Source organism: Paenibacillus sp. J22P277 (assembly GCF_059383675.1).
On record NZ_JBXENS010000006.1, the window covers coordinates 236,665 to 263,118 of the forward strand.

Annotated in this window: 24 protein-coding genes; 9 read left to right on the top strand and 15 right to left on the bottom strand. The window is 56.1% G+C overall.

Features of this window, described 5'->3' with window-relative positions; translation table 11 throughout:
* Nucleotides 1-417: 417 nt before the first annotated feature.
* Nucleotides 418-1,413 carry a cell wall hydrolase gene (locus tag AC50YL_RS21990; RefSeq protein ID WP_494834748.1) on the bottom strand — a complete coding sequence of 332 codons (996 nt, stop codon included), beginning with the start codon at nucleotides 1,411-1,413 and terminating at the stop codon, nucleotides 418-420.
* Nucleotides 1,414-1,743: 330 nt separating this feature from the next.
* On the opposite strand from AC50YL_RS21990, the gene AC50YL_RS21995 reads away from it, so the two are divergent.
* The gene (locus AC50YL_RS21995) at nucleotides 1,744-3,483 is read left to right on the top strand and encodes an ABC transporter ATP-binding protein (RefSeq protein WP_494834749.1); all 1,740 of its coding nucleotides are present in this window, start codon (nucleotides 1,744-1,746) and stop codon (nucleotides 3,481-3,483) included.
* A 143-nt stretch (nucleotides 3,484-3,626) separates the two neighbouring features.
* On the opposite strand, the gene AC50YL_RS22000 is transcribed toward AC50YL_RS21995, so the two are convergent.
* The gene (locus tag AC50YL_RS22000; RefSeq protein ID WP_494834750.1) at nucleotides 3,627-3,983 is read right to left on the bottom strand and encodes a VOC family protein; all 357 of its coding nucleotides are present in this window, start codon (nucleotides 3,981-3,983) and stop codon (nucleotides 3,627-3,629) included.
* Between the two features lie 184 nt (nucleotides 3,984-4,167).
* Nucleotides 4,168-5,253: an LLM class flavin-dependent oxidoreductase gene (locus tag AC50YL_RS22005; protein ID WP_494834752.1), complete on the bottom strand. Its 1,086-nt coding sequence runs from the start codon at nucleotides 5,251-5,253 to the stop codon at nucleotides 4,168-4,170.
* 237 nt (nucleotides 5,254-5,490) lie between these two features.
* Between AC50YL_RS22005 and AC50YL_RS22010 the strand changes: the two genes are divergently transcribed.
* The gene (locus AC50YL_RS22010; RefSeq protein ID WP_494834753.1) at nucleotides 5,491-5,829 is read left to right on the top strand and encodes a winged helix-turn-helix transcriptional regulator; all 339 of its coding nucleotides are present in this window, start codon (nucleotides 5,491-5,493) and stop codon (nucleotides 5,827-5,829) included.
* A gap of 97 nt (nucleotides 5,830-5,926) precedes the next feature.
* Here AC50YL_RS22010 and AC50YL_RS22015 read toward each other — a convergent pair whose 3' ends face one another.
* Nucleotides 5,927-6,775 (bottom strand): oxidoreductase, encoded by an 849-nt coding sequence (locus AC50YL_RS22015; protein ID WP_494834755.1) that lies wholly within the window; start codon nucleotides 6,773-6,775, stop codon nucleotides 5,927-5,929.
* Nucleotides 6,776-6,942: 167 nt separating this feature from the next.
* Nucleotides 6,943-7,830, bottom strand: coding sequence for a helix-turn-helix domain-containing protein (locus AC50YL_RS22020; RefSeq protein WP_494834756.1), 888 nt, complete (start codon nucleotides 7,828-7,830; stop codon nucleotides 6,943-6,945).
* Between the two features lie 163 nt (nucleotides 7,831-7,993).
* Here AC50YL_RS22020 and AC50YL_RS22025 point away from each other — a divergent pair, with 163 nt between their 5' ends.
* A complete protein-coding gene (locus AC50YL_RS22025; RefSeq protein ID WP_494834757.1) occupies nucleotides 7,994-8,881 on the top strand; it encodes a fructose bisphosphate aldolase in 888 nt (295 codons plus the stop codon).
* 452 nt (nucleotides 8,882-9,333) lie between these two features.
* On the opposite strand, the gene AC50YL_RS22030 is transcribed toward AC50YL_RS22025, so the two are convergent.
* The 3 genes from AC50YL_RS22030 to AC50YL_RS22040 form a co-directional block, all read right to left on the bottom strand.
* A complete protein-coding gene (locus AC50YL_RS22030) occupies nucleotides 9,334-10,233 on the bottom strand; it encodes a L,D-transpeptidase family protein (protein ID WP_494834758.1) in 900 nt (299 codons plus the stop codon).
* A 96-nt stretch (nucleotides 10,234-10,329) separates the two neighbouring features.
* Nucleotides 10,330-11,145: an ABC transporter permease gene (locus AC50YL_RS22035; protein WP_494834759.1), complete on the bottom strand. Its 816-nt coding sequence runs from the start codon at nucleotides 11,143-11,145 to the stop codon at nucleotides 10,330-10,332.
* Nucleotides 11,142-12,173, bottom strand: coding sequence for an ATP-binding cassette domain-containing protein (locus AC50YL_RS22040; protein WP_494834761.1), 1,032 nt, complete (start codon nucleotides 12,171-12,173; stop codon nucleotides 11,142-11,144). The genes AC50YL_RS22035 and AC50YL_RS22040 overlap by 4 nt, the downstream gene beginning before the upstream one ends.
* A 217-nt stretch (nucleotides 12,174-12,390) precedes the next feature.
* On the opposite strand from AC50YL_RS22040, the gene AC50YL_RS22045 reads away from it, so the two are divergent.
* Nucleotides 12,391-12,597: a hypothetical protein gene (locus AC50YL_RS22045; protein WP_494834762.1), complete on the top strand. Its 207-nt coding sequence runs from the start codon at nucleotides 12,391-12,393 to the stop codon at nucleotides 12,595-12,597.
* Nucleotides 12,598-12,824: 227 nt separating this feature from the next.
* On the opposite strand, the gene AC50YL_RS22050 is transcribed toward AC50YL_RS22045, so the two are convergent.
* Nucleotides 12,825-13,913 (bottom strand): PdaC/SigV domain-containing protein, encoded by a 1,089-nt coding sequence (locus tag AC50YL_RS22050; protein ID WP_494834763.1) that lies wholly within the window; start codon nucleotides 13,911-13,913, stop codon nucleotides 12,825-12,827.
* A gap of 191 nt (nucleotides 13,914-14,104) precedes the next feature.
* Here AC50YL_RS22050 and AC50YL_RS22055 point away from each other — a divergent pair, with 191 nt between their 5' ends.
* A complete protein-coding gene (locus tag AC50YL_RS22055) occupies nucleotides 14,105-14,509 on the top strand; it encodes a CBS domain-containing protein (RefSeq protein ID WP_494834764.1) in 405 nt (134 codons plus the stop codon).
* A 64-nt stretch (nucleotides 14,510-14,573) separates the two neighbouring features.
* On the opposite strand, the gene AC50YL_RS22060 is transcribed toward AC50YL_RS22055, so the two are convergent.
* From AC50YL_RS22060 to AC50YL_RS22080, 5 genes are read right to left on the bottom strand one after another with little or no spacing between them, the layout of a single operon-like run.
* Nucleotides 14,574-16,445 carry an oligopeptide ABC transporter substrate-binding protein gene (locus AC50YL_RS22060; RefSeq protein WP_494835274.1) on the bottom strand — a complete coding sequence of 624 codons (1,872 nt, stop codon included), beginning with the start codon at nucleotides 16,443-16,445 and terminating at the stop codon, nucleotides 14,574-14,576.
* A 37-nt stretch (nucleotides 16,446-16,482) separates the two neighbouring features.
* Complete coding sequence (locus AC50YL_RS22065; RefSeq protein WP_494834766.1) at nucleotides 16,483-17,412, bottom strand: ABC transporter permease; 930 nt, start codon at nucleotides 17,410-17,412, stop codon at nucleotides 16,483-16,485.
* A gap of 27 nt (nucleotides 17,413-17,439) precedes the next feature.
* Entirely contained in the window at nucleotides 17,440-18,402 is a 963-nt protein-coding gene (gene opp4B, locus AC50YL_RS22070; protein WP_494834767.1) for an oligopeptide ABC transporter permease, read from the bottom strand.
* A 5-nt stretch (nucleotides 18,403-18,407) separates the two neighbouring features.
* Nucleotides 18,408-19,343, bottom strand: coding sequence for an ABC transporter ATP-binding protein (locus AC50YL_RS22075; protein WP_494834768.1), 936 nt, complete (start codon nucleotides 19,341-19,343; stop codon nucleotides 18,408-18,410).
* Nucleotides 19,330-20,346, bottom strand: coding sequence for an ABC transporter ATP-binding protein (locus AC50YL_RS22080; RefSeq protein WP_494834770.1), 1,017 nt, complete (start codon nucleotides 20,344-20,346; stop codon nucleotides 19,330-19,332). The genes AC50YL_RS22075 and AC50YL_RS22080 overlap by 14 nt, the downstream gene beginning before the upstream one ends.
* A gap of 466 nt (nucleotides 20,347-20,812) precedes the next feature.
* Here AC50YL_RS22080 and AC50YL_RS22085 point away from each other — a divergent pair, with 466 nt between their 5' ends.
* The 4 genes from AC50YL_RS22085 (at nucleotide 20,813) to AC50YL_RS22100 (ending at nucleotide 25,651) form a co-directional block, all read left to right on the top strand.
* Nucleotides 20,813-21,748 (top strand): ABC transporter permease, encoded by a 936-nt coding sequence (locus AC50YL_RS22085; protein ID WP_494835276.1) that lies wholly within the window; start codon nucleotides 20,813-20,815, stop codon nucleotides 21,746-21,748.
* A gap of 16 nt (nucleotides 21,749-21,764) precedes the next feature.
* Nucleotides 21,765-22,661 carry a carbohydrate ABC transporter permease gene (locus AC50YL_RS22090; RefSeq protein ID WP_494834772.1) on the top strand — a complete coding sequence of 299 codons (897 nt, stop codon included), beginning with the start codon at nucleotides 21,765-21,767 and terminating at the stop codon, nucleotides 22,659-22,661.
* A gap of 61 nt (nucleotides 22,662-22,722) precedes the next feature.
* Nucleotides 22,723-24,330, top strand: coding sequence for an extracellular solute-binding protein (locus tag AC50YL_RS22095; protein WP_494834774.1), 1,608 nt, complete (start codon nucleotides 22,723-22,725; stop codon nucleotides 24,328-24,330).
* A gap of 184 nt (nucleotides 24,331-24,514) precedes the next feature.
* A complete protein-coding gene (locus tag AC50YL_RS22100; protein WP_494834775.1) occupies nucleotides 24,515-25,651 on the top strand; it encodes a GntR family transcriptional regulator in 1,137 nt (378 codons plus the stop codon).
* A gap of 79 nt (nucleotides 25,652-25,730) precedes the next feature.
* On the opposite strand, the gene AC50YL_RS22105 is transcribed toward AC50YL_RS22100, so the two are convergent.
* Nucleotides 25,731-26,327, bottom strand: coding sequence for a YdeI/OmpD-associated family protein (locus tag AC50YL_RS22105; protein WP_494834777.1), 597 nt, complete (start codon nucleotides 26,325-26,327; stop codon nucleotides 25,731-25,733).
* Nucleotides 26,328-26,454: the final 127 nt, after the last annotated feature.

A 26,454-nucleotide genomic window follows, 5' to 3' on the forward strand; every position in this document is an offset into this window, starting at 1 on the left:
AGAATTTGATCGCTATAACAGAACGAGCCCGTCGGTCAGCATGCTCGAGGCGTCTTTTGCCGCATTGCCCGTCATTTCAACTCCCCCGATTCGTTTCATTAGTTTCTCATGCCCCAACGATGTTATTCGTTTAAGAATAACCGTTCTTAAACTAGCAGACGATGTATTCGCGTGTGCTTCTTATCCTGTATCACACTATACGCTATTTAAGAACGTCCAGTCAACTATAATATTTGGATGGTTGCCGGATTCCTTCGTACGGCCTTCTGATGTATCTCATTTCGGATAAACATGACGCCGATACATGCCGTTTTTATAATACCGATCGTTCTCTAATGGAAAATCAAAAAAGAGCCAAGCGCACTTATCGCGCTTGACCCTTGACCTTCCTATATGCCTGCCGGCCCTGTCTTTCCCTTACCTTGCAAACCGATGATGTCCGATCGTCGCGATCGCGTCCAGGCTGGACCAGTACGGACCTCGGGAAACCTCGGGATTAAAGAAGTACACCGCGTCCTTGATATTGTTGCGTCCGTTCAGCGCATCCTTGGCGGCGCGCAGCGAGGACGCATTGGGCTTGCTCTTGTCGAGCAGCCCGTTATAGGCCGGCGGAAACTGCCTGCCGGAATAGATCACGTCATGAATCGTATCCGGGAATTTCGGGTCCTTGACCCGGTTCAAGATCACGTTCGCCAACGCAAGCTGGCCCTCGAACGGTTCATGGCCGGCCTCCACCATCGTAATCTTCGCGAGCAGCATCAGATCCGATTCCGTGAACGGCTTGGCGGGCTTATTCATGAACGACGGCATGATTACCTTGAGCTTCGTTCCCGCCTTGACCTGGGAATTGGCGTCCAGATCGTTCCGCTGCAGCAAAGCGGTCTTGCTGCCGCCCGCGGTCTTGCTGATCTCATCCACGCCTTCGGCTGCCGTGACGACTGCCGGTTTCACCGTCGTCAGCTCGATCGCGTCTTGGCTCGCGTTCGCCTTCATGTCGGCATGCAGCAGCTCCGCCAATTGGCGCAGCGGCATATACAGCCTGCCGGATTTCAAGAACGGATACGCGTCCATGCGGTAACGCCCTTCGTTGAAATAGACGACCGGAACGCCGTTTCCGAGCACGATCGTATCGTTTGCCGCCGTATGTATGGTTAATTCCTCGTTGACCTTATCCCATTTGGCCGCCGCGCCCAATAATTCGGCGATGCGGGCCACAGGCACGTACAGCCTGCCTTCGGATACGAATAAAAGTCCGATTTTCTTCGCCGTCGTCCCGTTCACTTTGATCGCGATGCCGTTTGCCGCCGAAGCGTCCTTCGCGGAGACGCTGGACAACGGCGCGATGCAAAGCAGGACCAATCCCACTATCAAGGCCATCATCAATCTTCTCACTGGCTTACCGTCTCTAGTCATGCGTACCTCCCGGCAGAGCAAGTTGGTTGGATGATGCTTCCAACGTTCGTTCTGGGCAAAATTATAACACGGCAAAATGCAAGAGTTGGATTAACATTTTCTCAGATTTAAGAAAAACTTTAACTTTCCCATGAAAAACCGACTCCGTTTTCGCCCATCCGCGCCTGATTTCCCTTATAATACAAGGTATTAAGAACGAGGAGGCCATAACATGAGAAACGCGACGATTCCAGCCATTCAGCCATACGAGGGTGGACCGCGAACGTAGCAATCCAACGCCGCACCCCCTTGCAGGTGTCCAAAAAACACGAAAAGGGGCAACACATGCGCATGCGTTTTCCGATCAGAAAGTTTCTGTCTTATTACAAACCTTATCTGGCCTTGTTTCTGTCGATCTTGGCCTGCGCCTTCGTCGTATCCGCCGCAGCTCTCGTCTTCCCGCTGCTCGTCCGGCATATCACGAAGGACATCCTGACCGGCGACTTGTCCGTCGCGCTGCACGGCGTCTATTGGATCGGAGGGCTGATGCTCGTCCTGATCGCGGTTCAGAATGCCGGCAATTACTTCGTGGATTACAAGGGGCATCTGGTCGGCGCCCGCATGGAGCGCGATCTGCGCGGCGAGCTGTTCGCGCATATGCAGCAGCTGAGCTTCGGTTTCTACGATAAAGAGAAGACCGGCCAGCTCATGTCCCGCATCACGAACGATCTGCTGCTGGTATCCGAGCTGTACCATCACGGGCCGGAGGATTACGTCAAGTATTTCGTCCGGTTCGCCGGCGCGTTCATCATCTTGTTCACGATCAACGCGCCGCTCACGATCGCGGTGTTCTGCTTTCTGCCCGTGATGGGGGCGTTATCCTTGTATTTCAATAAACGGCTGAACCGGGCGATGAGGACGAACAAAGAACGGATCGCCGACGTGAACGCGCAGGTCGAGGACAGCCTCGCGGGCATCCGGACCGTCCAATCGTTCGCGGGCGAACGCGTCGAGATCGAGAAGTTCAATCGGGAAAACAACCGTTTTCTCGACAGCCGCAGGAACACGTACAAGGCCGAGGCGTTATTTTACAACAGCTTCGAAACGATCATCCAGCTCATCTCCGTCACGGTGATCGTGTTCGGCAGCGCCGGCATCGTGCGCCAAACGTTGGATCTCGCGGATCTGATCACGTTTCTGCTGTACATCGGCTATATGATCGAGCCCATTCAACGCTTGACGCACATGAGCACGCAGCTGCAGGAAGACATCACCGGTTTTCAGCGTTTTCACGAAATCATGTCCATTCGGCCGGCCATCGCGAACGAGCCGGATGCCGGGACGCTGACGGACATACGCGGGGATATCGAATTCCGGCGCGTAACCTTCCGGTACGAGGAGCATCTAAGCCCCGTCTTCCGCGATCTATCGCTGCGGGTCCGGCCCGGCGAGTACGTGGCGCTCGTCGGTCCCTCCGGCGTCGGGAAAACGACGCTGTGCTCGCTGATTCCCCGCTTCTACGAAGCCTCGTCGGGCGAGGTGCTGCTCGATGGCGTCAACGTCCGGCACCTCGAGCTCCAATCGCTGCGCGGCAGCGTCGGGGTGGTGCAGCAGGACGTGTATCTGTTCGCGGGAACGGTGATGGACAATATCCGTTACGGGGACCCCTCGGCCAGCGACGAAGCGATCGTCGCGGCGGCCAAGCGCGCCCATGCCCATGAATTCATCATGAGCCTGCCGAACGGCTATCTGTCCGAGATCGGTCAGCGCGGCGTCAAGCTGTCGGGCGGCCAGAAGCAGCGGCTGAGCATCGCGCGCGTCTTTCTGAAGAACCCGCCCGTGCTCATCTTCGACGAAGCGACGAGCGCCCTCGACAACGAAAGCGAGAGCATCGTCAAGGCATCGCTGGATGCATTGGCTCAAGGACGCACGACCATCGTGGTCGCCCATCGCCTGTCCACGATCCGAAATGCCGGGCGAATCATCGTGTTGACGAAGGACGGCATCGCCGAGCAAGGGGCGCACGAGGAGCTGCTCGCGCGCGACGGCTCGTATGCCCGGCTGTATGCCAAGCAGTTCCAGCTGGCTTGATTGCCCAACGAACGGCCGGACAAAGCAAAAAACGGTTTTCTCCTTCTTCGGAGAAAACCGTTTTTTTGCGCGGATAACGTCAACGTTCGACAATTATTTCTCGTCGGTCGTTTCGTGTCGGTCCTTCGTCACGCGCCAGTCATTCAGGCGTGCGGCTGCAAATATTCCACCGTTTGCCCGTCCGGATGCTTGACGATGATCAACGTGCCGATCGGGTTGGCAAGCGGGCCGCGAAGGATCGGCACCTCGTTAGCGGCGAAGAAATCCTCGAATTCCCGAAGGGAATCCACGAACAGAATGCTGTGAATATCCGTTACGGACGCCAAGGCTTCGTCGGTTCCCGCAACAAGCACGAAAGAGCCTACCGTGCTGAATTCAAGCCGAAGCTCGGGGGATTCCCAGCGTTTGGTATGGGCTGCGCCCGTTAAGCGCTCATAGAATGGCAGGGTCTCATCCATATCGTTGATATGTACGGTTGCGAATACTTCGGTGATTTTCAAGTCCCTCAGCTCCTTCAAATTTTGACTCGATTTGCGATTCGATTTGCGGCTCGAATCCGATGACTCGACAAAAAAAGACCGATCGTTCATTTTTATTATAAAGCTATGATTTGCGCAAGTCAATCGTCGAAAAAGCCAAGCAGCCTTCCCTGCTTGGCTTGATCTATCGCATTGCAACTGAAATTTATGAACGCGCCAACTCGCGCCGCACGACCGGCGCAACGTGAACGGCCAGCATCTCGATCGCTTTCGCGACCTTGGCGTAGGGCATGCCGCCGACGTCCAGCTGGGCGATATACCTCGTATTGCTGAACAATTCATGCTGATGCAGTATTTTCTCGATTACCTGCTGAGGACTGCCGACCGCAAGCGCGGTTTCGGGCCCGACCGCATGTTCGAATTCCAGGCGCGATATGGCGCTTCTTCCCGTCCGCTGACCCAGAAACTTGTTCATGTAGCTGCTGTAATACGGATAAAATTCCTCGCTCGCCTGACGGCTCGTCTCCGCCACGTACCCGTGACTGGAAACGGCGACTTTGAGCACGGACGGATCATGGCCTGCTTCCATGCCCGCTTGTCGGTACAGGTCGACGAGCGGCTTTGCCCGCTCCGGCGTTCCGCCTAGCAAAGCCAGCGCCATGCCAAGGCCGAGCCGGCCTGCATTCCTTGCGCTCTCGGGCGTCCCGCCTACCCCTATCCATACCGGCAGCCGCTCCTGGACCGGCCGCGGAGCAATCTCCAGGTCATGAATCGCGCTGCGGAAGCGGCCGCTCCAGCTGACTCGTTCCCGTTCGCCGAGCTTCAGGAACAGTCCGAGCTTCTCCGCGAACAGCTGGCCGTAATCGGCGAGATCGTAGCCGAACAACGGGTACGAATCGACGAACGCGCCGCGGCCGGCGATGATTTCCGCGCGTCCGTCCGACAGCAGGTCCACCGTCGCGAAATCTTCGAACAAACGCACGGGGTCGACCGTGCTCAGGACCGTCGTCGCGCTGGTCAACCGGATTCGCTTCGTCGCTTGGGCAATCGCGGCCAACACGACAGGCGTCGAGATCGCGGCGAAATCCAGCGTATGATGCTCCCCGACGCCGAACAGATCAAACCCGGCCTCGTCCGCCAGCACGGCGGCGTCCACGATCTCCCGAAGTCGCTGCTGTGCGCCGATCCGCGTGCCGTTCCCGGGATCGGGAATCAAATCCCCGAACGTATAGAGACCAAACTCGAACGCCGATGCTTCGGAACGATTTTCGTTTTGTGTAATATCTCCCATTATCTGCGCCTTCCTTCTATATATTAGTGCAGCCTGTACTCGCCTGAATTCCATCCGATGCCGTTGTATCCGTTCAAGAAGCAGGAATGCGCCATCCTGTCCCCGTGAATAGTAATGATATGCTCTACCCTCGCTGCAGCGTACGTCCATTATGTCCCCAGGCTCGCAAATTGGGAAGAAGGCACTTTCATGTAGCCCGGTATTGATGAAGTAACCAGGAGAGGATTGGCGCCGCAGATGGAACGCGACTATAAGTCCTGCACGCGCAATGAGGCGTTCGAAGTGATCACGGGCAAATGGAAGCTCGCCATTTTGTACCATCTCTTCCAAGGCACCAGACGCTTCAGCGAAATGCAGCGCGGCATCCCCAACATCACGAAGAAGGTGCTGGCCTCGCAGCTGCGGGAGTTGGAGGAGCAAGACATCCTCAGCCGGGTCATCTACCCGGTCGTTCCTCCCAAGGTCGAATACTCGCTTACCGAACACGGCCTCACCCTGGAGCCGGTGCTGAGCTTGATTAATGATTGGAGCGGCGCGCATCTGAAGCACATGCAGCAAAATGCTGCACAAAAATGACGACCCCTGATCCCCAGATGCATCAGAAGTCGTCTCATGCCTATTTATTATTTGCTTATCGGGAGGCGGCCGATTCATGAGGCATTTTCGGCCGCGGTCAATGCTTCACGTCGTCATGGTCGGTGCCGGTAATAACGTCAAGCCACTGCGCGATGTCCTGCTCGAACATGGCCGTCTTCTCCCTGTATCTGGCCAGCGTGTCGTTGCCCAGCGGCAGATGCACCGGCGGCTTCCCGGCATGCGCCAATCGGACGACGGCCTGCGCGAGCTTCGCCGGATCGCCGGGCTGCTTCCGATTGACCAGCGTGGCGTAGCCTCTCATCTCGCCGACCGTATCCGCATAGTCCGCGATGACGTTGCCGGTCCGCACGAGCGACGACGTATCGAGAAATTCCGTCCGGAAAAATCCCGGCTCGACCGCCGTCGCGAAGATGCCGAGCGGCGCGAGCTCCATCGCCATCGCTTCGGTCAAGCCTTCCACCGCGAATTTGGTGGCGCCGTATATGCCCCAGCCCGCGAGCCCCGACAGTCCGCCGACCGACGAGAGATTGATGACGTGGCCGGAACGCCGTTCCCGCATGTAAGGCAGCACCGCGCGGGTCACGTTCAGCAATCCGAACACGTTCGCGTCGAAATTGCGCTTCACTTCTTCGTTCGACGCTTCCTCCACTGCGCTCAACAAGCCGTAGCCCGCATTGTTGACGAGCACGTCGATGCCGCCGAAGCGGTCGATCGCCTGCCGGGCGGCTTCATGTGCTTGTTGCTCGTGCGTGACGTCGAGCACGACGATGGATGCATGCGGATGATTCAATTGCGCCGCCAGCCGTTCCGGATTGCTCCGGACCGTGCCGACGACTTTATCGCCTGCCGCCAAGGCGGCTTTCGTGATTTCAAGTCCGATTCCTCTGGATACGCCGGTGATGAACCATGTTTTCGGATTGCTCATTTTCTGATCTCCCTTTCTTCGTATGAGGTGTGACGCGGCTTACGGGATTAAGAATACCATCGTCCGCGAAACGCTTCTTTGCTGCCCGGCTCACCGAATTTGATCATTTGGCTCAAAGTAAAAAAGCCTTCGCCCGGCCGCCGGCCGAACGAAGACTTTGGATGGAATCAGCTTAATTGCTTCCGGTACGAGGATGGGGATTCGCCGAACCGTTCCTTGAATACGCGCGAGAAATGCGCCACGTTCTCGAAGCCCGTGGCATAACAGACATCGGTCACCGATAACGAGGAGAACAGCAGCATCTCTCTCGCTTTATCCAGCCGTTTGCCGCGGATCCACTGGGACGGCGGGAGATTGTAGATCGTTTGGAATTCCCGTTTGAAGCTCGACAGGCTGCGGCCGGACAAATACGCCAGGTCGTTCAACGAGACGGGATTCATCACGTTCTCTTCGACGACGGCGGCAATCGTGGAGCGCGTCTGCTGCTTCATCTGGAGCAGCTGCTTCATCGCGCTTTCGTCGGCATGCGCCAGATCGAACAACAATTCCAGCAGCTTCAGTCTGACCAGACCGTCCTCGATGCCGTCCCGATCGTGAAAATACGGCCGGAGCGACTCCACGTAAGCGAGCAGACGCCGATTCATCGGCAAAATCGAGACCGGTTCAGGCTCGGCCGGCTGGGCGGACGGGATCTTGGCCATTTTCACGAAATCGTTCAACAGCTCGTCCTTCAAGAAAAACATCATATATTCGAGCATATACCCGTCGTCCGGTTCGCCCGTCTTCTCGTATTCGATCACGATGGCTTTCTTGAGCAGCACCATCTCGTTGCGGCGCACCGTATACGTCCGATTGCCGTGCCGGACGGCGTAGTTGCCGCGAAGCACGCACAGGATCAGATGGTCCTCGAGGAACAACGAGCCCTGCTTGCCTTCGGTATGCGTGCACGTCTCGATCACGGACAGGCCTTTCAGCTTCAGCTCGCTTTGATTCGGGGATTCCGCGAGCTCCCGCGGAGCTCGGATCGCCCTCGTGTGCGCGGCGCCGCTTATCACGGGCTTCGCCCCCTTAGCTCAAAATTTCATCCTTGCCTCGTCTTGCCATGCCTACGCGAGCAGTATAGCATATCCGTTCGCTTGGCGCCGGGCGGAACGGAAGTGCTATAATGAAAAGGATTCATGATGTCATTCAGCCCACCAATCGGAAGGAGAAACACCCATGAATACGAAGCAATTGGAACGCGTCCACACGGGAGAAGGCTTCATAGCGGCCTTGGACCAAAGCGGCGGAAGCACGCCGAAAGCGCTGCTGCAGTACGGCGTTCAAGAAAACAGCTACGCGAACGAAGAAGAGATGTACGCCTTGGTGCACGAGATGAGAACGCGCATCATCAAGAGTCCCGCGTTCGATTCCCGGCACATCCTGGGGGCGATCTTATTCGAGAATACGATGGATCGTTCCATTGACGGTCAATACACCGCCGACTATCTGTGGGACAAGAAAGGCATCGTGCCTTTCCTGAAGGTCGATCAAGGCCTTGCCGACGCGGAGAACGGCGTTCAGCTCATGAAGCCCATTCCCGGATTGGACGAGCTTCTGACGCGGGCCGTCGACCGGCATATTTTCGGGACGAAGATGCGCTCGGTCATCAAAGAAGCCAATCCGGCCGGGATCAAAAAGGTCGTCGAGCAGCAGTTTTCCCTTGGCAAGCAAATCGCCGCCAGAGGCCTGGTGCCGATCATCGAACCTGAGGTCGATATCCATAGCGCCGATAAAGAAGCATCGGAGAAGCTGTTGAAAGACGAAATTCTCGCCCGCCTGTCCGCCTTGGATAAGGACGTCAAAATCATGCTGAAGCTGTCCATCCCGACGGAAAACGATTTTTACCGCGAGCTGATGGAAGATCCGCATGTCGTGCGGGTCGTCGCGTTGTCGGGCGGCTATTCGCAAGCCGAAGCCAATGACAAGCTGACGCATAACCGCGGCTTGATCGCCAGCTTCTCCCGCGCTTTATCGCAAGGACTGACGGCCGGGCAATCGGACGAAGATTTCAACGCGATGCTGGGCAAGTCCATTCAGGACATCTACGCAGCCTCCATTACGTAAAGGAGCGCGAATAGCGCCCGCTTGATCCTTCATTGAAACGCACTCAGCACGACGCCCCTGAGCCAGGAAAGCTCGGGGGCGTCGTTTTGCGCTGCCGCTATGCTCGGGCTGGTTGGCGACGTCGTTTGGAATGACGGGCAGACTTCCCCCGAACGGCAAGAAGACCGCCGACCGTCCGGCCGTGGGCCGAACGAGGCGATCTTCTATGCCGTCCGAAGACGTGGGTACCCGTGGCGCTAATTTGTTGCATTGATCCGCATCCCGCGCCTCTGCCGAAAACGATTGATTAGATGACGGCAGACCGGGTAAGGGACGCGTTCAACATGTGAATACTAATGTTGACGCACCTCCTTTCCTGATAAGTAAACTTTAACACAGCTTCGGCGAAGATGCCAGCGGTCAAACACCTCGCGGCGAACAAAAAAACGACCCGCGCCGGGGTCGTTTCTCGCTTAAGCCGTGATTCGGATTTCCTTGGCCTTGCCGTTCCATTCCACGCGGTAGCCGATCAGCTCGGAGATGTTCCGCAGCGGCAGCAGGACGGTATTGTCGACGATTTTGGAGGCCGCGATGTCCACGGACACGCCGTTGACCTCCACCGTGTCCGTCAACGGCCGGTGCTTGATCGTCCTGTCCCCGATGACCGCCGTGACGGTCTGCGTCGCTTGATCCCACTTCACCTCTGCCCCTAATATCTCGAACACGTCCCGCATCGGAATAAACACGCTGGAGCCGGCGACGATCAGCTCGTGATCCAGCTTCATCGATTCGCCGTTCAGGAGCAGCTTGCCTTCGTACGTCTTCAAGACCGGATACGCATGCTGTTCCGCGATTTCGGTGAACGCGAGCGACGACGTCGTAATGATGACGGTCGTTCCGAGCTCGATCTGCGGGAAGAGCCAGTGAATCTCGTCGTTCTTCATGCGAATGCAGCCCGCGCTGACGTACTTGCCGATGGAACGGCTGTTGTTGTTGCCGTGGATCGCGTACGTCGTGCCTTCCGTCCCGTTCACTTCCAATCCCAGCCACCGGTCGCCCAGCGGATTCTTGGGATCGCCGCCCGGAATATGGTCCTTGTAGTACGGGCGATTTTTGATCTTATTGACGATTTTGAAGCTGCCCTCGGGCGTTAGATCGCTCGTCTTGCCGGTCGCGACGGAGAACGTCTTGATCAGCTCCCCGTTCGCGAAGAACGCCAATTCGTTCGTTTGCTTGTTGACGATAATAAGCTCGTTTTTGCTTGCCTGCGCGTGCGTTGCCGCGGGGGAAAGCACCATCCATGGCAATAATAGAACCAGCGCAAGCACGATGATCTTCCAACGATTCCGTTTCAGGAAAAAACGACCTCCCATTCCTATAGCGCGCTCTTACCACTATATGATCGGGAAGCCGTTCCATCACTGCCGCATGCCAAATTTCGATTAAACGGGCTTCGGGCGGCGAGGAGATTATGTCCGGCGCATGTAGGCCCGAACCGTGATCGGCGCGAAGATCGCCACGATAGCGGCGGCGCCGATGAGCGAGATGCCGAGATCCCAGCCCACCGTTCCGGCGTTGGTCAAATCCCGAACGGCCGTGACGAGATGCGAGACCGGATTGATTTTCACGAACCACTGCAGCCAATTGGGCATGGTATCGACCGGCACGAACGCGTTGGACAGGAACGTGAGCGGGAACAGGACGAGCATCGAGATCCCCTGCACGCTCGAGGCCGTGCGGGCGATGACGCCGAAGAACGCGAAGATCCAGCTGATCGCCCATGAGCAGGCAATCACGAGCACCGCGGCAAGCGCGACATGCCCGAGCCCGCCCTCCGGCCGGTAACCCATGATAAAGCCCATCGAGAACGTGAGCACGGTCGCGATGGTATATCGGACGGTGTCCGCCAACAAGGCGCCCGCGAGCGGCGCGATGCGCGCGATCGGCAGCGATTTGAACCGGTCGAACACGCCTTTGTCCATGTCCTCGCGCAGTTGGACGCCCGTGACGATCGAAGTCGTGATCACGGTCTGCACGAGTATGCCCGGGATAATGACGGGCAGATAGCTCTGCACGTCGCCGGAGATCGCCCCGCCGAAGATGTACGTGAACATCAAGGTGAAAATAATCGGCTGGAGCGTCACGTCGAACAATTGCTCGGGCGTCCGCCGAATCTTCAGCAGGCCCCGATAGGCCATCGTGAGCGAATTGCGCAGCGTCTGGCCGAGGCTCGTGCGGTTGCGGAGCGCGCGTTCGGCGACCGGTTTGATGGAAGTGCCGTTCATGCCATTTCCCCCTTTACTCTTGCAGCTTCAGCGGAGGCCGGCTTCGCTTCCTCGTCCACGCCATGGCCGGTAATCGTCAGAAATACCTCGTCGAGAGTCGGCTTCTGCACGCTGACCTCGGCCAGACGAACGCCGCCTTCGCGCAATGCGATCAGAAGGTCGGTGACCAGATCGGCATCCGCCATCGGCGCGGTAATCTTCCCGATCTCGGGCGACACGTTGGACTGGACCTTCAGGACCGTTTCGATCGTATGCCGAGCACGCTCGATATCCGCTTCATGCTGCACCGTCAGATGCAGCGACGAGGTGCCGATGGATGCCTTCAGTTCATCCACCGTGCCCTCGGCGACGACATGCCCCCGGTCGATGACCGCGATCCGGTCCGCCAGCTGATCCGCCTCCTCGAGATACTGCGTCGTGAGCACGACGGTCGATCCCGTGTTCACCAATCGGCGGATCGTATCCCACATCTGGGAGCGCGTGCGCGGATCAAGCCCCGTCGTCGGTTCATCGAGGAAGATGAGCGGCGGCTGCGCGATCAGGCTCGCCGCCAGATCCAGCCGGCGCCGCATGCCGCCGGAGAAGTTTTTGAGCGGCCGCTTGGCCGCTTCCGTCAGGCCGAATTCCTCCAGCAGCTCCGCGGACTTTCGCCTCGCTTCCGCGCGCCCGAGCCCGAGCAGCCGCGAGAAGATGATCAAATTCTCGGTAGCGCTCAGCGACTCGTCGACCGACGCGTACTGACCGGTGACGCCGATCAATTGGCGCACGATCTGCGACTCCTTCGCGACATCGTGCCCGAAGATTCGCGCCGAACCGGCATCCGGCCGAAGCAACGTCGCCAGCATGCGGATCGTGGTGGTCTTGCCGGCCCCGTTCGGACCGAGGACGCCGTAGATCGTGCCCGCCCGCACGTTCAGGTCCACGCCGTCCACGGCGCGGTTGGCGCCGAACGTTTTGACGAGCCCGCGCGCTTCGACGGCCCAATCGCCGCTGCCCGGCCTGTTTCCTTGTTTGTATTCCCGTTCCATTGCTTTGCCTCCTATTTCTCTGATACCTAGGATGGTAAAGCACTTCTATGAACGGAACATGAACAAAAGCGGCGGCCTCCGACGAAAAACGAGGCGAATGCCCCGATCCGGCAAACGGGCGGGAATGATAATCGTCCCCCCAGGCAGAGGCCCAAGCACTTTATCCGCCCGTTACATAACCTACAGAGTACTCACAACGAAGGAGGTGCTGGATAGAATGTCTGGATTTGTTGGAGGACACAACCATATCGGAATCATATTGGTGCTCTTCATTCTGCTCGCGATCATCATCTGCGGTAGTTGGGGCGGCGGGTACGGCGGCGGATACGGCGGCTACGGTCCTGGCGTAGGCGGCGTCGGCGCTGGCGGATACGGTCCTGCTGTAGGCGGCGTAGGCGTCGGCGGCTACGGTAAAGGATATTAATTCATCTTTTGAAGCTCATGCCATGCGCATGTCATTCCAATAGACCTTCCGCAAAGGGCCCACGCCATGGGCCTTTTGCGTTTTTATGCCATGCCCGGGCCTGCTTGGTCCCGCGCCGGCGGCTTTTCCGGCAAAGCCTGCCGTCCGGCGCCATGAACGGAAAAAGGCCGCCGGATTCGTATTCCGGCAGCCTCGTTTTGTTTCAGTAAGGATGCAGTGCCATTCATTTAAAACGCGGCATAGGGAATGACGAACTCCGGCATGCCGTCCGCGAACGCGGTGTATTCGTATTGCGAGAAGTAAATCACCAGCCCGTTCCGGTTAAGGAAATAATCGCGGTCCGCCTCGATCGTCTTGAACGGCGCATTCAGCGTCAGATGCCGGTTTTTGACCTGCTTTTGGATCTCGCCGTTAATGATCGCTACATAGTTCGAATTGCCTGCGACGGCGTCCTTGAGCGGGAGAAGATCGCCCGTCGTCAAATCGAACGTATACGGAACGCGCGCGGTGATGCCGTGCGCTCCCCCGGTATATATCTCGTAATCCGCGTAAAGGCTCAATTTTCCCTTCTCGTTATACGTTACCGTATAGCGGCCGTCGAAGCTCGGCTGCCGAACCTCCGCCTTGGGGTTGTCGGCCAGCAGCTGTTTGTTGCCTTGCACGACCGGGTCCATTTCCTTCGATCCTGCCGCCGCATGCTTGTCTGCCTCTTGTTTCAAGAACGCATTGATCTTCTGCTCGATCTCCTTATTCGCGTAACCCGAGATCACGGGGTAATATACCGACAACGACTTGCCGTCCCCATCCGCGCCGATGACGCCGGATTGCACGTGCAGCCCGTTCTCTTGAATGGCGTGAAGGCCGATCAATTTGGAGCCGTTCTCGTAGGCAACGTCATACCCCATGCGCTCGAGCAGGAAGCGAAGCGGCAGATATGTCGTATTTTCTTGGACGATCGGTTGGGGTCCGGCGACCGGTTGGCCGTTCAGGGTCATGGCGTCGTTGGCCAGATTGATCTCCAGCAGCCGATTATGCCCTGAAATCCCGATCTTTTGGGAAGCTTTATCGAAATTCGTGACCAGGCCCAAGGCCGTATTCAAGTTCCGCAAAGCAATGTAGGTCGAGCCGTCTTTATTGATCGTGCCGATGCTTTGCTGCTTGCCTTCTATGCTGAACGGCTGCGCGATGATCGTGAATTTGGAAGCGGAGGCTGCGGCTGAAGCAGGATTGGCGTGAGACAACGCCATGGGCGACGACAGGATGGCTGCCGCAAGGCTTAGCGCCAGCAGCTTCCCGGGTTTATTCGTTTTTTTCATGATGATCAACAACCTCTCTCGTGTGGGGCGGTTAGCCCGTCTGTTTCGATTGCGTGCACGACCATTACAACGACGGGCTCGCGAGAAAAGTTGCATCGTTGTTCATTTCGTCGTTCCCAGACATGTCCATGCCGCTTTCGCATGCGCTCCGCGACGAAATATGTTTTAATATACATAAGGAGCGTGATTCAATGGACATCCAATCGTTTCTATTTCCCAAGAACCAGGTCTCTTACCTCATAACGACTTCCAATATGAAAGACGCGATGGATAAATTGGAAGCGAGCCATTATACGGCTATTCCGATCTTGGACGAAAACGGCTTATACTTCGGCACGCTGTCCGAAGGAGATTTGTTGTGGAAGCTGAAATCGACGCCCGGCCTCGGTTTTGATACGATACATGAAATTCCGGTCGTTTCCATCAAGAAACGATTGAAGGTCGAGTGCGTCGAGATCGGCGCCGATCTCGACGATATGCTGGCGCTGGCGGCCGATCAGAACTTCGTTCCCGTCGTGGACGCCGACCGCGTCTTCCTCGGCATCATTCGCCGCAAAGATATCATCGAATATTATACCCGCAATATCGTGGATTAAGTGAAAGCGAAACAGCCTTAGTTCGGCAAAGTGCCGGCCTAAGGCTGTTTCGATTCCTGCTCCTTTATTTTTCCGCTACGACCGGTTTATCCTGCGAGACCGCAAGCTGGTAGAGATAGATGCCGGTTCCGTCCCCGATCGCGTAGTTGAGAATCCGCTTATTCACCGGTACGAGCACGGCGCGATAGAGCGTCGGGAACACCGGAATTTCATTCACCATCAACTGCTGCCACTCCTTGTAAATCCCTTGGCGAACCTTCACGTCGAACGCTTCCTTCGAGATGCCTTCGGCAAGCAATTTATCCTGTTCGTCGCTTTGATACCGCGGGAAGTTGTAGATGGCGTCGGGTCCGTACAAGCCCGCGGGATCGACATCGATGCCGACGCCCCACGCGCCTTGGTACACGTCGACCTTCGGATCGTCTTCGCCGTTCGCGCCGACGCGGTCGTAGAAGGTGTTGAATTCGACCATTTCCAGCTGAACGTTCAATCCGATCGCTTTCCACGACTGCACGTAATATTGGGCCAGCGGTTCGGCGATATCGTCGCCGGTCATCGAGATGAAGTTAATGACCAGCTCGCTGCCGTCCGGCTTGGTACGGTATTCGCCGTTCATTTTGTACCCGGCGTCGTCCAATAATTTTTTTGCCGCTTCGGGATCGAATTTGACGCCCGGATTCGCGGAATCGTGATAATCCGGATGAGAAGGCGGAATCAGCGTCGTCGCGTTCCAGCGCAAGCCGTGATAGAACTGCTTGCCGACTTGGTCGTTGTCTACGGCCTGCCACATCGCTTTCCGCAAGTTCACGTCGGCCATTTTGGCTTTTTCATTCGGAACGACCTTTCCGGCCTTCGCATCCCATGTCCCCAGCTTAAAGCCGATGTACGTATAGGCACGGTCAATGGTACCCAGATATTCGACGTTCGACATATCCGCATTGTCCGGATACTGGTTGACCGGGAAGGAATCGACGAGATCGACGCCGCCGCTTTCCAGCTGCTGAATGACCGTGGTCGGATTAATGACCTTGAGGACGACTTTATCCAAGCTGGGTTCGCCGCGCCAGTAATCCGGGTTTTTGACGAAAACGACCGACTCGCCCGGCACGATGCTCTCGACCTTGTACGGTCCGAAGCCGATCGGCTTTTCGCGCACTTCGGGAGACGAGGAGATTTTCTCGACCGGCATATTGCCGAAAATATGTTTCGCGAGCGGATACGTCCAGATGCCCCCGGTCAATAAGGAAGGCGTGGATTGCACGTACGTGATCTTCAGCTTCTTCTCGCCCAGCACTTCGATGCCGGAGATCGTTTTCGCCTTGCCTTCATGGTATTCCTTCATCCCGACGATATTGATGAAGTTGGAGTCGTAACGCGGACCGTCGTATTTGGGATTGCCGATCACCTCGTGCGCGAACAGCCAGTCCTCGGCGGTCACCGGCTTGCCGTCCTGCCAATTGACGTTGTCCTTGATGGTGAACGTGAACGTGCGTCCGTCCTCCGACGCTTCGTATGTAGCCGCGCCGTCATTCGTATACACGTAGCTCTTATCCCAAGTGAGCAGCCCTTCGTCGAACCAGCTGAGTACCTGCGCGTCCGGGTCGCCGGAATAGAAGTTCCAGTTCAGCGTGCCTTCGAACGGGGTATCGGATACGAGACCGAAGGTGATCGAGCCGCCTTTGATCGGTTCGCCTTCGTTTTTCTTCACGTTGCTGAAATCGTCGATCGAATATAGACCGTCGTCCGGGGCCGGCTTTTCGTTCTCCGCGGGCGTCGTGCTTTCCTCCCCCTCTGCCGGAGTCGTGCCGGCCTCCTCCTCCGTCTCCGCCGGAGCGTTCGTCGCGTTCGTGTTCCCGTTGTTGGAGCAGGCGGCGAGCATGAGCGCAAATACAAGCAGCAGCGGCATGAAAAACGACCTTGTCAATCCTGGTTTCATCTTCAATCAAACTCCTCCTAACAGATTGGTTGCTTCTTTACCCTTTCCGCTGTCTGGCGTCCGTCGCGCGCTTCAACGCTTGACCGACGTTATTTATGCACAGCATCAATACCAGAATCAGTATCGATGCGGGTAACCATATCCACCATCTGAATTCCAGCGTTTGCGGGTTCGTGGCATAGCTGACCAACGTGCCCAGGCTGGGCGTGCTTTCGGGGAAACCGAACCCGAGGAAGGACAAGCCGGACTCCAAGCCGATATTCGCCGCCAAATTCAAGGTCATCGTCACGATAATGATCGAGCTCAGGTTCGGCAGCACCTGCGCGAACATGATCTTCAGATGCGAGGAACCTACCGTTCGCGAAGCCTGCACGTACTCCAGCTCCCTCTCCTGCAGCGCTTTGGAACGGATTAACCTGGCGATCCCCATCCAGAGGAAGGCGGTCATGATCAGGGAGAACGAGACGATGCCGTAATTCGGGACCGCCGTCACGAAGGCAATGACGACCATCAAGGTGGGCAGGATCATGAAGAAATCGACGAAGCGCATGAAAACGTTATCGATGAGTCCGCCGAAATAACCGGATACCAGCCCGATCAGAATGCCGATCAATCCGGTAAGCAGCGTGACGAGAATGCCGATCGACAAGGAGTTGCGAGTCCCGATAATAAGCTGGCCGAATACGTCCCGTCCTCCGTAATCGGTGCCCAGCCAGAATTTCGCGGAAGGCGGCTTATTCAGCGCGAATAGGTCCACGGTCACGATTTGTTCTTGATCCAATACGATCGAGACCCCATAGACGAGCAAGATGACGGCGCCCAGAAAAATCAACGAAGCCAGCGCGATCTTATCCCGAACGATCTCCCGCCAAAGAATTTTCCAGCCGGACGGGCTTTTCTCCGCATCCTGCGGCGGCGTCACGGGTGCCGCGGGCGGTGCCGGATTGTTCGCATATGCCTGTTCCATTCCATTTCACCTCATGGTCCCGAGTTCTTATTTGATTCGAATCCGCGGATCGACGAAACTTAAGATCGTATCCGAAAGCAATGCGCCGAGAATGGAAGCCGCGCCGTATAAGAGCACCAGCGCCGTGACGACGCTGAAATCCCGCAGGGAAATCGAGCTTAGGAACAGCTGCCCCATTCCCGGATAGCTGAAAATGCTCTCGATGAACACCGTACCCCCGATCAGGCCGGTAATCTCATAGCCGAAAAAAGCGGCGATCGGCAATAACGAGTTGCGTAAAATATGCCGGTTGTAGACGCGGGTCTCCGAGGCCCCTTTCGCTCTCGCGGTAATGATGAAATCCTTCTGTTTCGTATCGATGATTTCGCTCCGCAAATACTGCACGGTCGTCACCGTCGTGATGAGCGCCATGGATAAGGCCGGCAGCAGGATATGATAGATTTTGCTCATGACATAGGCCAAAGAGCCCGAAGCCGTGCCCGGCGCGACGCTTCCTTCGGTCGGGAACCAGCCGAAATGAAAGCCGAACACCCACAGCATGATCAGCGCGAAAATAAACAGCGGCGCCGCGAAGCCTAGATAGGTATAGCCCGTGATCGCGCGGTCGGCCCAGGTATCATGATAACGGCCGCTGATAATGCCGAGCGGAATCGCGATCAGATAGGTAAGCGCAAGGGTGAGGAGCGATAACCAAATCGTGTTCATCATCCGCTGCCCGATCAAGTCGGAAACCGGCATTTTGAAGCGGAAGGACTGGCCGAAATCGCCTTGCAGCGCCTTCACGGCCCAATCCCAGTACTGCACGTACCAGGGATTATTGAGCCCAAGCCGCTCCCGCTGCTCATCCAGCGCCGCCGGATCGATGCTCGGATCCAGCAGACCCGTCAAGGCGTCTCCCGGCATCGCCTTGGCAAGCAGGAAGACGAGAATGCTTAACAATACGATTTGAGGTACCATGATGGTCATTCTTCGCGCCGTAGTCTTCCACATCGCCGTCACCCCTTCTCGGGCAAAGCCGCAAGATGCGTCTCCGACACGGGGCGCAGCGGGTACGCCAAGCCGTCCGCATCGAAATAACGGTCATACGCCTGCTCGTACTCCGTCTTCACGGCCTGGCGGAACTTGCGCAGCCGCTCCCGCTTCGAGGGATCCATGTCCGGTATGGCCGTGATGAGCCGCTTGGTATAGATGTGCTGCGGATTGTCGAAAATATCCGCCGTCGTGCCTTGCTCGACGTAACGGCCCTTGTACATGATGCCGATGTGATCGCACATATGCCGGATGATCCCAAGGTCATGGCTTATGAAGAGATAGGTAAGCTGCAGCCGCTCCTGTATCTCTTGCAGGAAATTCAGCACTTGGGCTTGTACGGATACGTCCAGCGCCGAGACCGGCTCATCGGCGATAATGAGCTTCGGCTTGAGCGCGATCGCCCTCGCGATGCCGATCCGCTGCCGCTGGCCGCCCGAGAATTGATGCGGGTATTTATGAATCGTTTCCGGGCTTAAACCGACCTGCTCCAGCAGCTGCTCCACCCGGCGCTTCTCTTCCCGCGCGGACAGCTTCTCGAAATTGCGCAGCGGCTCGGCGACAATGTCGAGGACGCGCTTCTTGGGGTTCAGCGAAGAGTACGGATCTTGGAAAATCATTTGAATGTCCTTGCGGAAGCCGGTATGGCCGCGCAGCCCGTCGCCGAAGATCGGCTGCCCTTCGAAGAGGACCGTGCCCGAGGTGATCGGATGCAGCCCGATAATCGCGCGGCCGGTCGTTGTTTTCCCGGAGCCGGACTCGCCCACGAGGCCGTAGGTTCTGCCCTGCTCGATGGAGAGCCGAATGCCGTCTACCGCCTTGATCGAGCGGAGCTTCCGGTTGAATATTCCGCCGCGTACCGGAAAATGGACTTTTAAATCCTGGACCTCAAGTAATGGCAAGACGAGCACTCTCCTCTTTGCGATTGGGGAAGCGGAAGTTCTTATGGCAGGTGCATCTGACAATGTGGCCGGGCGCGATCTCGTGCATGCTCGGCTGCTCCTCGTGCGCGGACTCGTCGATCCAGGGAATGCGCCCGCGAAAGCGGCAGCCTTGACGGGGAAGATGCTGCAGGGACGGAACGATCCCTTGAATCACGTGGAGCTTCGATTTCGCTTCTCCCGCGGACGGTATGGACTGCAGCAGCGATCTGGTATACGGATGCCGGGCATCGGAGAGCAGGGTGTAGATGTCGGCGATTTCGACGATTTGTCCGGCATACATGACCGCGACGCGGTCCGCCATCTCGGCGACCACGCCCAAATCGTGGGTAATCAGAACCACGCCCGCCTCGCTGTCCTCCTTTAACCGTTTGATGAGCTCAAGGATCTGCAATTGGATGGTGACGTCGAGCGCCGTCGTCGGCTCGTCGGCGATCAGCAGCTTCGGTTCGTTCGCGATGGCGATGGCGATGACGATCCGCTGCCGCATCCCGCCGGACAGCTCGTGGGGAAACAGGCCGTAGGTATGCTCCGGGCGAGGAATGCCTACTTTCTCGAGCAGGTCGATGACGCTCCGTTTTCTTTCCTTCGCCGATCGCTTCGGATGATGGAGGAAGATGACCTCGTCGATCTGGGAGCCGACAGCCATAAGCGGGTTCAAGGCCGATAAAGGATCCTGAAAGATCATGCCCAGTTCATTGCCCCGCAGCCGGTTCAGGTTGGACGGCGGAAGATGGGCGATATCTTGTCCGTTGTAATGAATGCTCCCCTCGATCCTCGCCCTCGTATGCAGGCCCATGATCGAAAAGGCCAGCGCGCTCTTGCCCGAACCGGACTCGCCTACGATCGCCAGAATTTCGTTTTTTCTTACCGTCAACGATACGTCGTCTACGGCCGCATAGTAATCGTCTCCGATGCGGAAAGACGTTGTCAGATGTTCAATGCGCAATAATTCCTCGTTCACCGGAATCCCCCTGACGGTATAGAGATATATCGATAATGCTCACAATGACGCAAACCTAACATTTGTTTCATAGATAAGAGAACATAAAACTTCCGTTTCCACTCCCTTAATCATATGCCATATCTTAATGCTAGATTAAAATACTGTCAAGTATTAACAAATAAGACAAAAAACAAGATTTTTCAACAGGTCCCTACAGGATCTTCGGCCTATAACAACATAAAATTGGGAAATTCGTCTTGAAAGGAGATCGAAATTCAGTCCTTCCAAACTAGCTATCTCTCGCCGCTTTCAATCGTTCTCCTGCCAGGCGTTGCCGACGCTATTTGCGATCGATATGGCACTTTGGTAGCGTCAGGTAGCGACTAATTTGTTATATACAACTAGATATTCAAGTGCTATTATTGTCATAACATTTAAAAGATGGGAGATAACCTGACATATGGAAGCGAATCATGAACTGGCTATGCGGCGACCACCGGCGTACAAGTCCAAGCTGAATGATGTATCCAAACGATTGAAACGAAATCTCGGACTCTATCTCATCATTTCGCCGGCCTTCTTTTATTTCGTGATTTGGCACTACTGGCCGTTGTACGGCATTCAGATCGCTTTCAAGGATTACATGCCGGCGCTCGGAATCGGGGGCAGCCCCTGGGTGGGGCTCGAGCATTTTAATCGCTTCTTCAATGCTTACTATTTCTGGACCATCCTCAAAAACACGCTTGGCATCAGCCTGTACGGTCTGCTCGTCGGAATCCCGGCGCCCATTATTCTCGCCCTTATGTTCAATGAATTTCGCAATAAACGTTTTCAAACCCTCGTACAAACCATTTCCTATGCGCCGCACTTCATCTCGGTCATCGTTGCGGTAGGCATCCTGTTCTTCTTCATCTCTCCCACCAACGGCGTCATCAATGCATTGCTCGGATCGTTCAACGGCAGCAAGATCGATTTTCTCGCCGAACCCGGTTACTTCTGGCACTTGTTCGTATGGTCCGGCCTGTGGCAGGGCATCGGCTGGGCGTCCTTGATCTACACGGCAGCCATGTCCGGCATATCGCCCGACCAATACGAGGCGGCATACATCGACGGAGCGAATAAATTCCGGCGCATCTGGCATGTGACGCTGCCTAGCATTCTTCCGACCATCGTCATCCTCTCGATACTCAGCATCGGCGGGATCATGAATGTCGGCTTCGAGAAGGTGCTGCTGATGCAGACCGATATGAACTTGAGCACGTCGGAGGTGATCTCGACCTATATGTACAAAAGCGGTATTCTCGATGCCCAGTACAGCTTCTCCGCAGCCGTCGGTTTGTTCAACAATGTCATCAATTTCGTGCTGCTTCTGACGTTTAACGCCATCGCCAAGCGGGCCGGTCAGACAAGTCTATGGTAACGGGAGGTGCAAGCCCATGCTGAGCAATATTAAACGAACGCCGGGCGAGAAGCTGTTCGACGCCGTCAATCTGCTTCTCGTCCTGTGCATATCCGGCCTTATCCTGTATCCGCTCTTGTTCGTGCTGTTCGCGTCCATGTCGGACCCCAGGCAAATGTTCGACAACCCGCTTCTGCTCTGGCCGAAAGGATTTACGATGCAAAGCTATTCCGCGATATTCGAGAACCGCGATATCTGGGTCGGCTACAGGAACACGATCCTGTACACCTGCGTGGGGACGAGCATCAATGTGATCATGACCATACTCGGCGCTTATCCGCTGTCCCGCCGCCGATTTTTCGGCAAGCACGCGTTCACCTTTCTCTTCACGTTCACCATGTTTTTCAGCGGAGGGCTTATTCCCGGCTATCTGGTTAACCAGTCCCTCGGAATCGTGAATACCATCTGGGCTTTGGTCCTGCCCGGGGCCATCAGCGCGTTCAACCTGATCATCATGCGGACCTACTTCCAGACGCAGATTCCGCATGAGCTGGAAGAAAGCGCTTATGCGGACGGCTGCGGCGATCTGCGACTCCTCTATAAGATCGTGCTGCCGCTGTCTACGCCGATCATCGCCGTGATGATCTTGTTTTACGGGGTCGGGCATTGGAATTCCTATTTCGATGCGCTTATTTACATATCCGATCGCGAGAAGTATCCCCTGCAGCTCATCTTGCGGGAGATTCTGATCCAAAACAGCCTTAAGGAAATGCTGACGGTCGCGGTCGACGACCAATACGGCGATCGCATGATCGCCCGGGAAGGAATCAAATACGCCATTGTCGTGGTCTCCTCGCTGCCGCTGCTGGTATTCTATCCGATGCTGTCCAAGTTTTTCGAGAAAGGCATTATGGTCGGCGCCATTAAAGGCTGATTCCTTCGGCCCCTGGTCCACATAGATCTTATCAATCGATATGAGAGGAAGGTTCCACCACATGAACAATCGTCTGAAGATCGCGACTGCCGGCTGCCTCGTTGCAGCGACCTGCTTATCCGGATGCAGCAAGAATGAAGCGCCTGCCAATTCCGGGGAGAACGCCGAGACATCGGGCAACATTACGCTCGCCATGGTACGCGACAGCTTTACCGATGTCCACCCGGCCTCCAAGGATTTATGGATGTGGAAAAAGTACGAGGAAAAGACGGGCATCCACGTCGAATGGGAGGAGCTGCCCGGGGAAAGCGCGGTCGAGCGCAAGAATATTATCCTCGGATCGGGCAAGCTGCCGGATGCGTTCTATCAAACCGGCTTCAGCAACGACGAATTGATCAAGTACGGCGGGCAAGGCCTGTTCGTTCCGCTCGAGGATATGATCGAGACCCATGCGCCGAACCTGAAAAAGCTGTTCGACGATCACCCCGACATCAAAAAAACGTTGACCATGCCCGACGGACACATCTATTCGCTCCCGTATATCGACGAAGCGCTCCCCTACCGGTCGATTCGGCTTTATATCAATCAAACCTGGCTCGACCGCCTCGGTCTTCAAGTACCGAAGACGACGGACGAACTGAACGACGTGCTGAAGGCGTTCATCGACGAAGACGCGAACGGCAACGGAGACGCAACCGACGAGATGGGCTGGGTCATGCCGTCCAACTTCGTCAATTCCATGTTCGAACGCCAGCTTCTCGGCAGCTTCGGACTGGGCAACGGCGGTTTGAAGGCCGCGCAAAGCTGGATCTACAAGGACAAAGACGATCAATTGAAGCTCGTGTTCAACGATCCGAAATACAAGGAAGTCTGGAAATACATGAATAAGCTATATAATGAAGGAATACTGCCGAAGCTGAATTATTCCGGCTACGAATACGCGCAATGGGCGGCCGATGCGGCGAAGGATAAGGTAGGCGCCTTCTCTTGGGCGGATCCGGCATATATCGGCTCGGAAGGCCCGAAGAACTTTATCGGCATCAACGTATTGGAAGGGCCAAGCGGCGATAAAGTCGTCAACTGGATGGACCCGATGACGCGCGGCACTTCTTCGTTTACCATCACGAAATCCAACAAGCACCCGGAGGAAACGCTGGAATGGGTCGATTACTTCTACGGGGAGGAAGGCTCGAAATTCGGTTATCTGGGGCTCGAAGGCGAGACGTACAAGACGGTGAACGGCAAGCCGCAGTATATCGACGAGATCCTCGACTACAAGGGCGGCATTCAGCTGGGCGCCTTCCAATACGTCGACAACGTGTACGGGGGCGGATATCCGTACGTGGAACCGTCGGCCGATCTTCGTTCCGAAGTGAAGGGCAAAACCGTGGCGGACGATTTCAAAACGGATACGAAGGAATTGGCCGCGTTTCTGCCGCAGGACATTTGGCCGGACTTTATCCCGACGACGGAGGAAAGCAAGGACCAGGCCGCCATCCTCACGGACATTAATAAATACATCAAAGAAATGCGCGTGAAGTTCGTGACGGGTCAAGCGAATTTCGACGGCGATTGGGAGACGTACGTGAAGACGCTCGACAAGATGGGCGCGCAGAAGTACCTGGAGATCAAGAAACAGCAATACGACCGCTATAACAACGCAATCTAAACGCATTTTTGTTCAGGACAAGTCCTCGCGCTTGTCCTGAACGCGTTTATGCCGTGCGCGAACGTATTTATGCTGTGCGGTCATCCGATTTGAGGTAAACTATAAATAACCGTACGATGAACGCGGCATGGAAAATACGGCCTGCTACCCCGGCCAGGTTTACTGAAATGGGATGTGATATTGATTGTCCAAGCAGCAAAAGCCGCTCTATTCCGTCATCATGGACGAGCTGAAAGAGAAAATCGAACGCGGCGATTATAAGCCCGACGATCAAATACCTACCGAATACGAGCTCTCGACCTTGTACGGCGTTAGCCGAATTACGACGCGAAGAGCGCTGGAAGAATTGGAACGCGCCGGAGACATCTACCGCATTCAAGGCAGAGGCACCTTCGTAAGAGGTTATCATCGGGGTTCGAGCGAAACCCGTACGGTGGAATCCGGCAAGGTGGTTTCGATGATTCTGCCCCACGACGAAGAAAGCGGCATGATTCGTTATATCCGGGGAGCTTCCGATCTGCTTAACGCGCACGGATATTATTTGAGCATTCACCATAGCGGGTATGACGTTCAACACGAACGGACGCTGATGGAATCGATCAGAGACAGGGGAAGCTCGGCGATTATTCTGTATCCCTTCGATGACCGTTCCAACTTCGAGATCCTGAACCAGTTTTGCTTGAGCGATTACCCGATCGTCACGATCGACAAATACATCGAGGGCATGCCGATCTGCGGCGTCGTCTCGGATAATTTTGGAGGCGTTTACCGTTCGGTCTCCAAGCTGATTGGATGGGGGCATCGGAATATCGCCTTTTTGTCCGGGGTCAGCATTGAATCCGCTTCTACCGTACGGGAGCGGTACTTCGGGTACTGCCGGGCCTTGAAGGATCATGGTAAACCCCTTCAAGACGATCTGGTGAAGCTTGGAGCGAGGACGGATTCATTGGCGATCGGCTCCGAGCCGTTTTTTCATAACTTGCTCGCATTCTACCGGGCTTCCGAAGTCACCGCGGTCCAGGTCGAGAACGACCTAATCGCCGCCTCCATGCTCAAATACGCGCTGGAGCTTGGGATTCGCGTTCCGGAGGACCTGTCTATCTTTGGATTCGACAATAACCCTATCACGCAGCATCTGAGCACGCCGATCTCCACGATCGACCAGAATTTTTACGAAATCGGCCGGAAGGCGGCCGAGCTTATCCTGGAATGGCTGGAAAAAGGGACGAAGCCTGCCGGCCGCGTCGTCGTTCCGGTCACGTTGGTCGAGCGAAGCTCCACGGCTTCCTTGTCGCAACGAACCTCCCCTCAGGTTCCGTGAGCGAAGAGGAACGGATGAGGCAGAAGGACGATAATAAAGGCAACCGGACGCCCGGTTGCCTTTTCGCATGGTTCCATGATTATTGATCATTCAATCCCTTGCCGGAGAGAATATGCGGCAGCCATTTTTCAACTCTCGATGCCCGGGTTTTGGCTTGCTTGGCTTCGGAGAAATGCAGCAGATAGGCGCGTTGCCGGCCGGGCGTCAACGCTTCGAAGGCCGTTTTCAAGGCGGGCTCTTCGTCGAGCTTCGCTTGAAATTCATCGGGAACGGCGTATTCGGCGTTCGTTTTCATCACCACTTCCAAACCGGCTTTCTCCACGTCGATGGCTTCGTAAATATAGGCGCGCAAGGTCGCTTCCATGCCGATGATCTCCCGAACGTCCGTGAACCGGATCTGGCGCGCCGCCTGCACGTTCTCCGTTTGTTGGACGAGGATGCCGTGGGCGTCTTTCAGCAAGGCGCCTTTGTGGAACAGCAGCGCGACGTATTCTTTGAACCCGTGGATCAGCACGATGTTTTTGTCCTGATACGTATAACAAGGATGCATCCATTTGAATTCTTCGGCGAGGTCGCAATCAAGGACGATCGCTCTCAGTTTCTCGTATTCGTTCTTCCACTTTTTCGACCTGCTTACGAAGGCATCGACCTTCGGATTCAAGCTGCTTGCGGTCATTCAAAATCACCTTTCTTCATCTATGGCATGCGATCCGTTCTGCGTTTATGGATTCAATTGTACTGTTTCGGCAAAGGAAAAGCGATCTCCTCCCTGCCTCCGGCGGCGAGGACGAGCTCGCTGCTTG

Bases quoted from the DNA above. Each gene is read 5' to 3' on its own strand.
- AC50YL_RS21990 (WP_494834748.1), bottom strand. From the start codon at position 1,413: ATGACTAGAGACGGTAAGCCAGTGAGAAGATTGATGATGGCCTTGATA.
- AC50YL_RS21995 (WP_494834749.1), top strand. From the start codon at position 1,744: ATGCGTTTTCCGATCAGAAAGTTTCTGTCTTATTACAAACCTTATCTG.
- AC50YL_RS22005 (WP_494834752.1), bottom strand. From the start codon at position 5,253: ATGGGAGATATTACACAAAACGAAAATCGTTCCGAAGCATCGGCGTTC.
- AC50YL_RS22010 (WP_494834753.1), top strand. From the start codon at position 5,491: ATGGAACGCGACTATAAGTCCTGCACGCGCAATGAGGCGTTCGAAGTG.
- AC50YL_RS22015 (WP_494834755.1), bottom strand. From the start codon at position 6,775: ATGAGCAATCCGAAAACATGGTTCATCACCGGCGTATCCAGAGGAATC.
- AC50YL_RS22025 (WP_494834757.1), top strand. From the start codon at position 7,994: ATGAATACGAAGCAATTGGAACGCGTCCACACGGGAGAAGGCTTCATA.
- AC50YL_RS22030 (WP_494834758.1), bottom strand. From the start codon at position 10,233: ATGGGAGGTCGTTTTTTCCTGAAACGGAATCGTTGGAAGATCATCGTG.
- AC50YL_RS22035 (WP_494834759.1), bottom strand. From the start codon at position 11,145: ATGAACGGCACTTCCATCAAACCGGTCGCCGAACGCGCGCTCCGCAAC.
- AC50YL_RS22040 (WP_494834761.1), bottom strand. From the start codon at position 12,173: ATGGAACGGGAATACAAACAAGGAAACAGGCCGGGCAGCGGCGATTGG.
- AC50YL_RS22045 (WP_494834762.1), top strand. From the start codon at position 12,391: ATGTCTGGATTTGTTGGAGGACACAACCATATCGGAATCATATTGGTG.
- AC50YL_RS22050 (WP_494834763.1), bottom strand. From the start codon at position 13,913: ATGAAAAAAACGAATAAACCCGGGAAGCTGCTGGCGCTAAGCCTTGCG.
- AC50YL_RS22055 (WP_494834764.1), top strand. From the start codon at position 14,105: ATGGACATCCAATCGTTTCTATTTCCCAAGAACCAGGTCTCTTACCTC.
- AC50YL_RS22060 (WP_494835274.1), bottom strand. From the start codon at position 16,445: ATGAAACCAGGATTGACAAGGTCGTTTTTCATGCCGCTGCTGCTTGTA.
- AC50YL_RS22065 (WP_494834766.1), bottom strand. From the start codon at position 17,412: ATGGAACAGGCATATGCGAACAATCCGGCACCGCCCGCGGCACCCGTG.
- opp4B (WP_494834767.1), bottom strand. From the start codon at position 18,402: ATGTGGAAGACTACGGCGCGAAGAATGACCATCATGGTACCTCAAATC.
- AC50YL_RS22085 (WP_494835276.1), top strand. From the start codon at position 20,813: ATGCGGCGACCACCGGCGTACAAGTCCAAGCTGAATGATGTATCCAAA.
- AC50YL_RS22090 (WP_494834772.1), top strand. From the start codon at position 21,765: ATGCTGAGCAATATTAAACGAACGCCGGGCGAGAAGCTGTTCGACGCC.
- AC50YL_RS22095 (WP_494834774.1), top strand. From the start codon at position 22,723: ATGAACAATCGTCTGAAGATCGCGACTGCCGGCTGCCTCGTTGCAGCG.
- AC50YL_RS22105 (WP_494834777.1), bottom strand. From the start codon at position 26,327: ATGACCGCAAGCAGCTTGAATCCGAAGGTCGATGCCTTCGTAAGCAGG.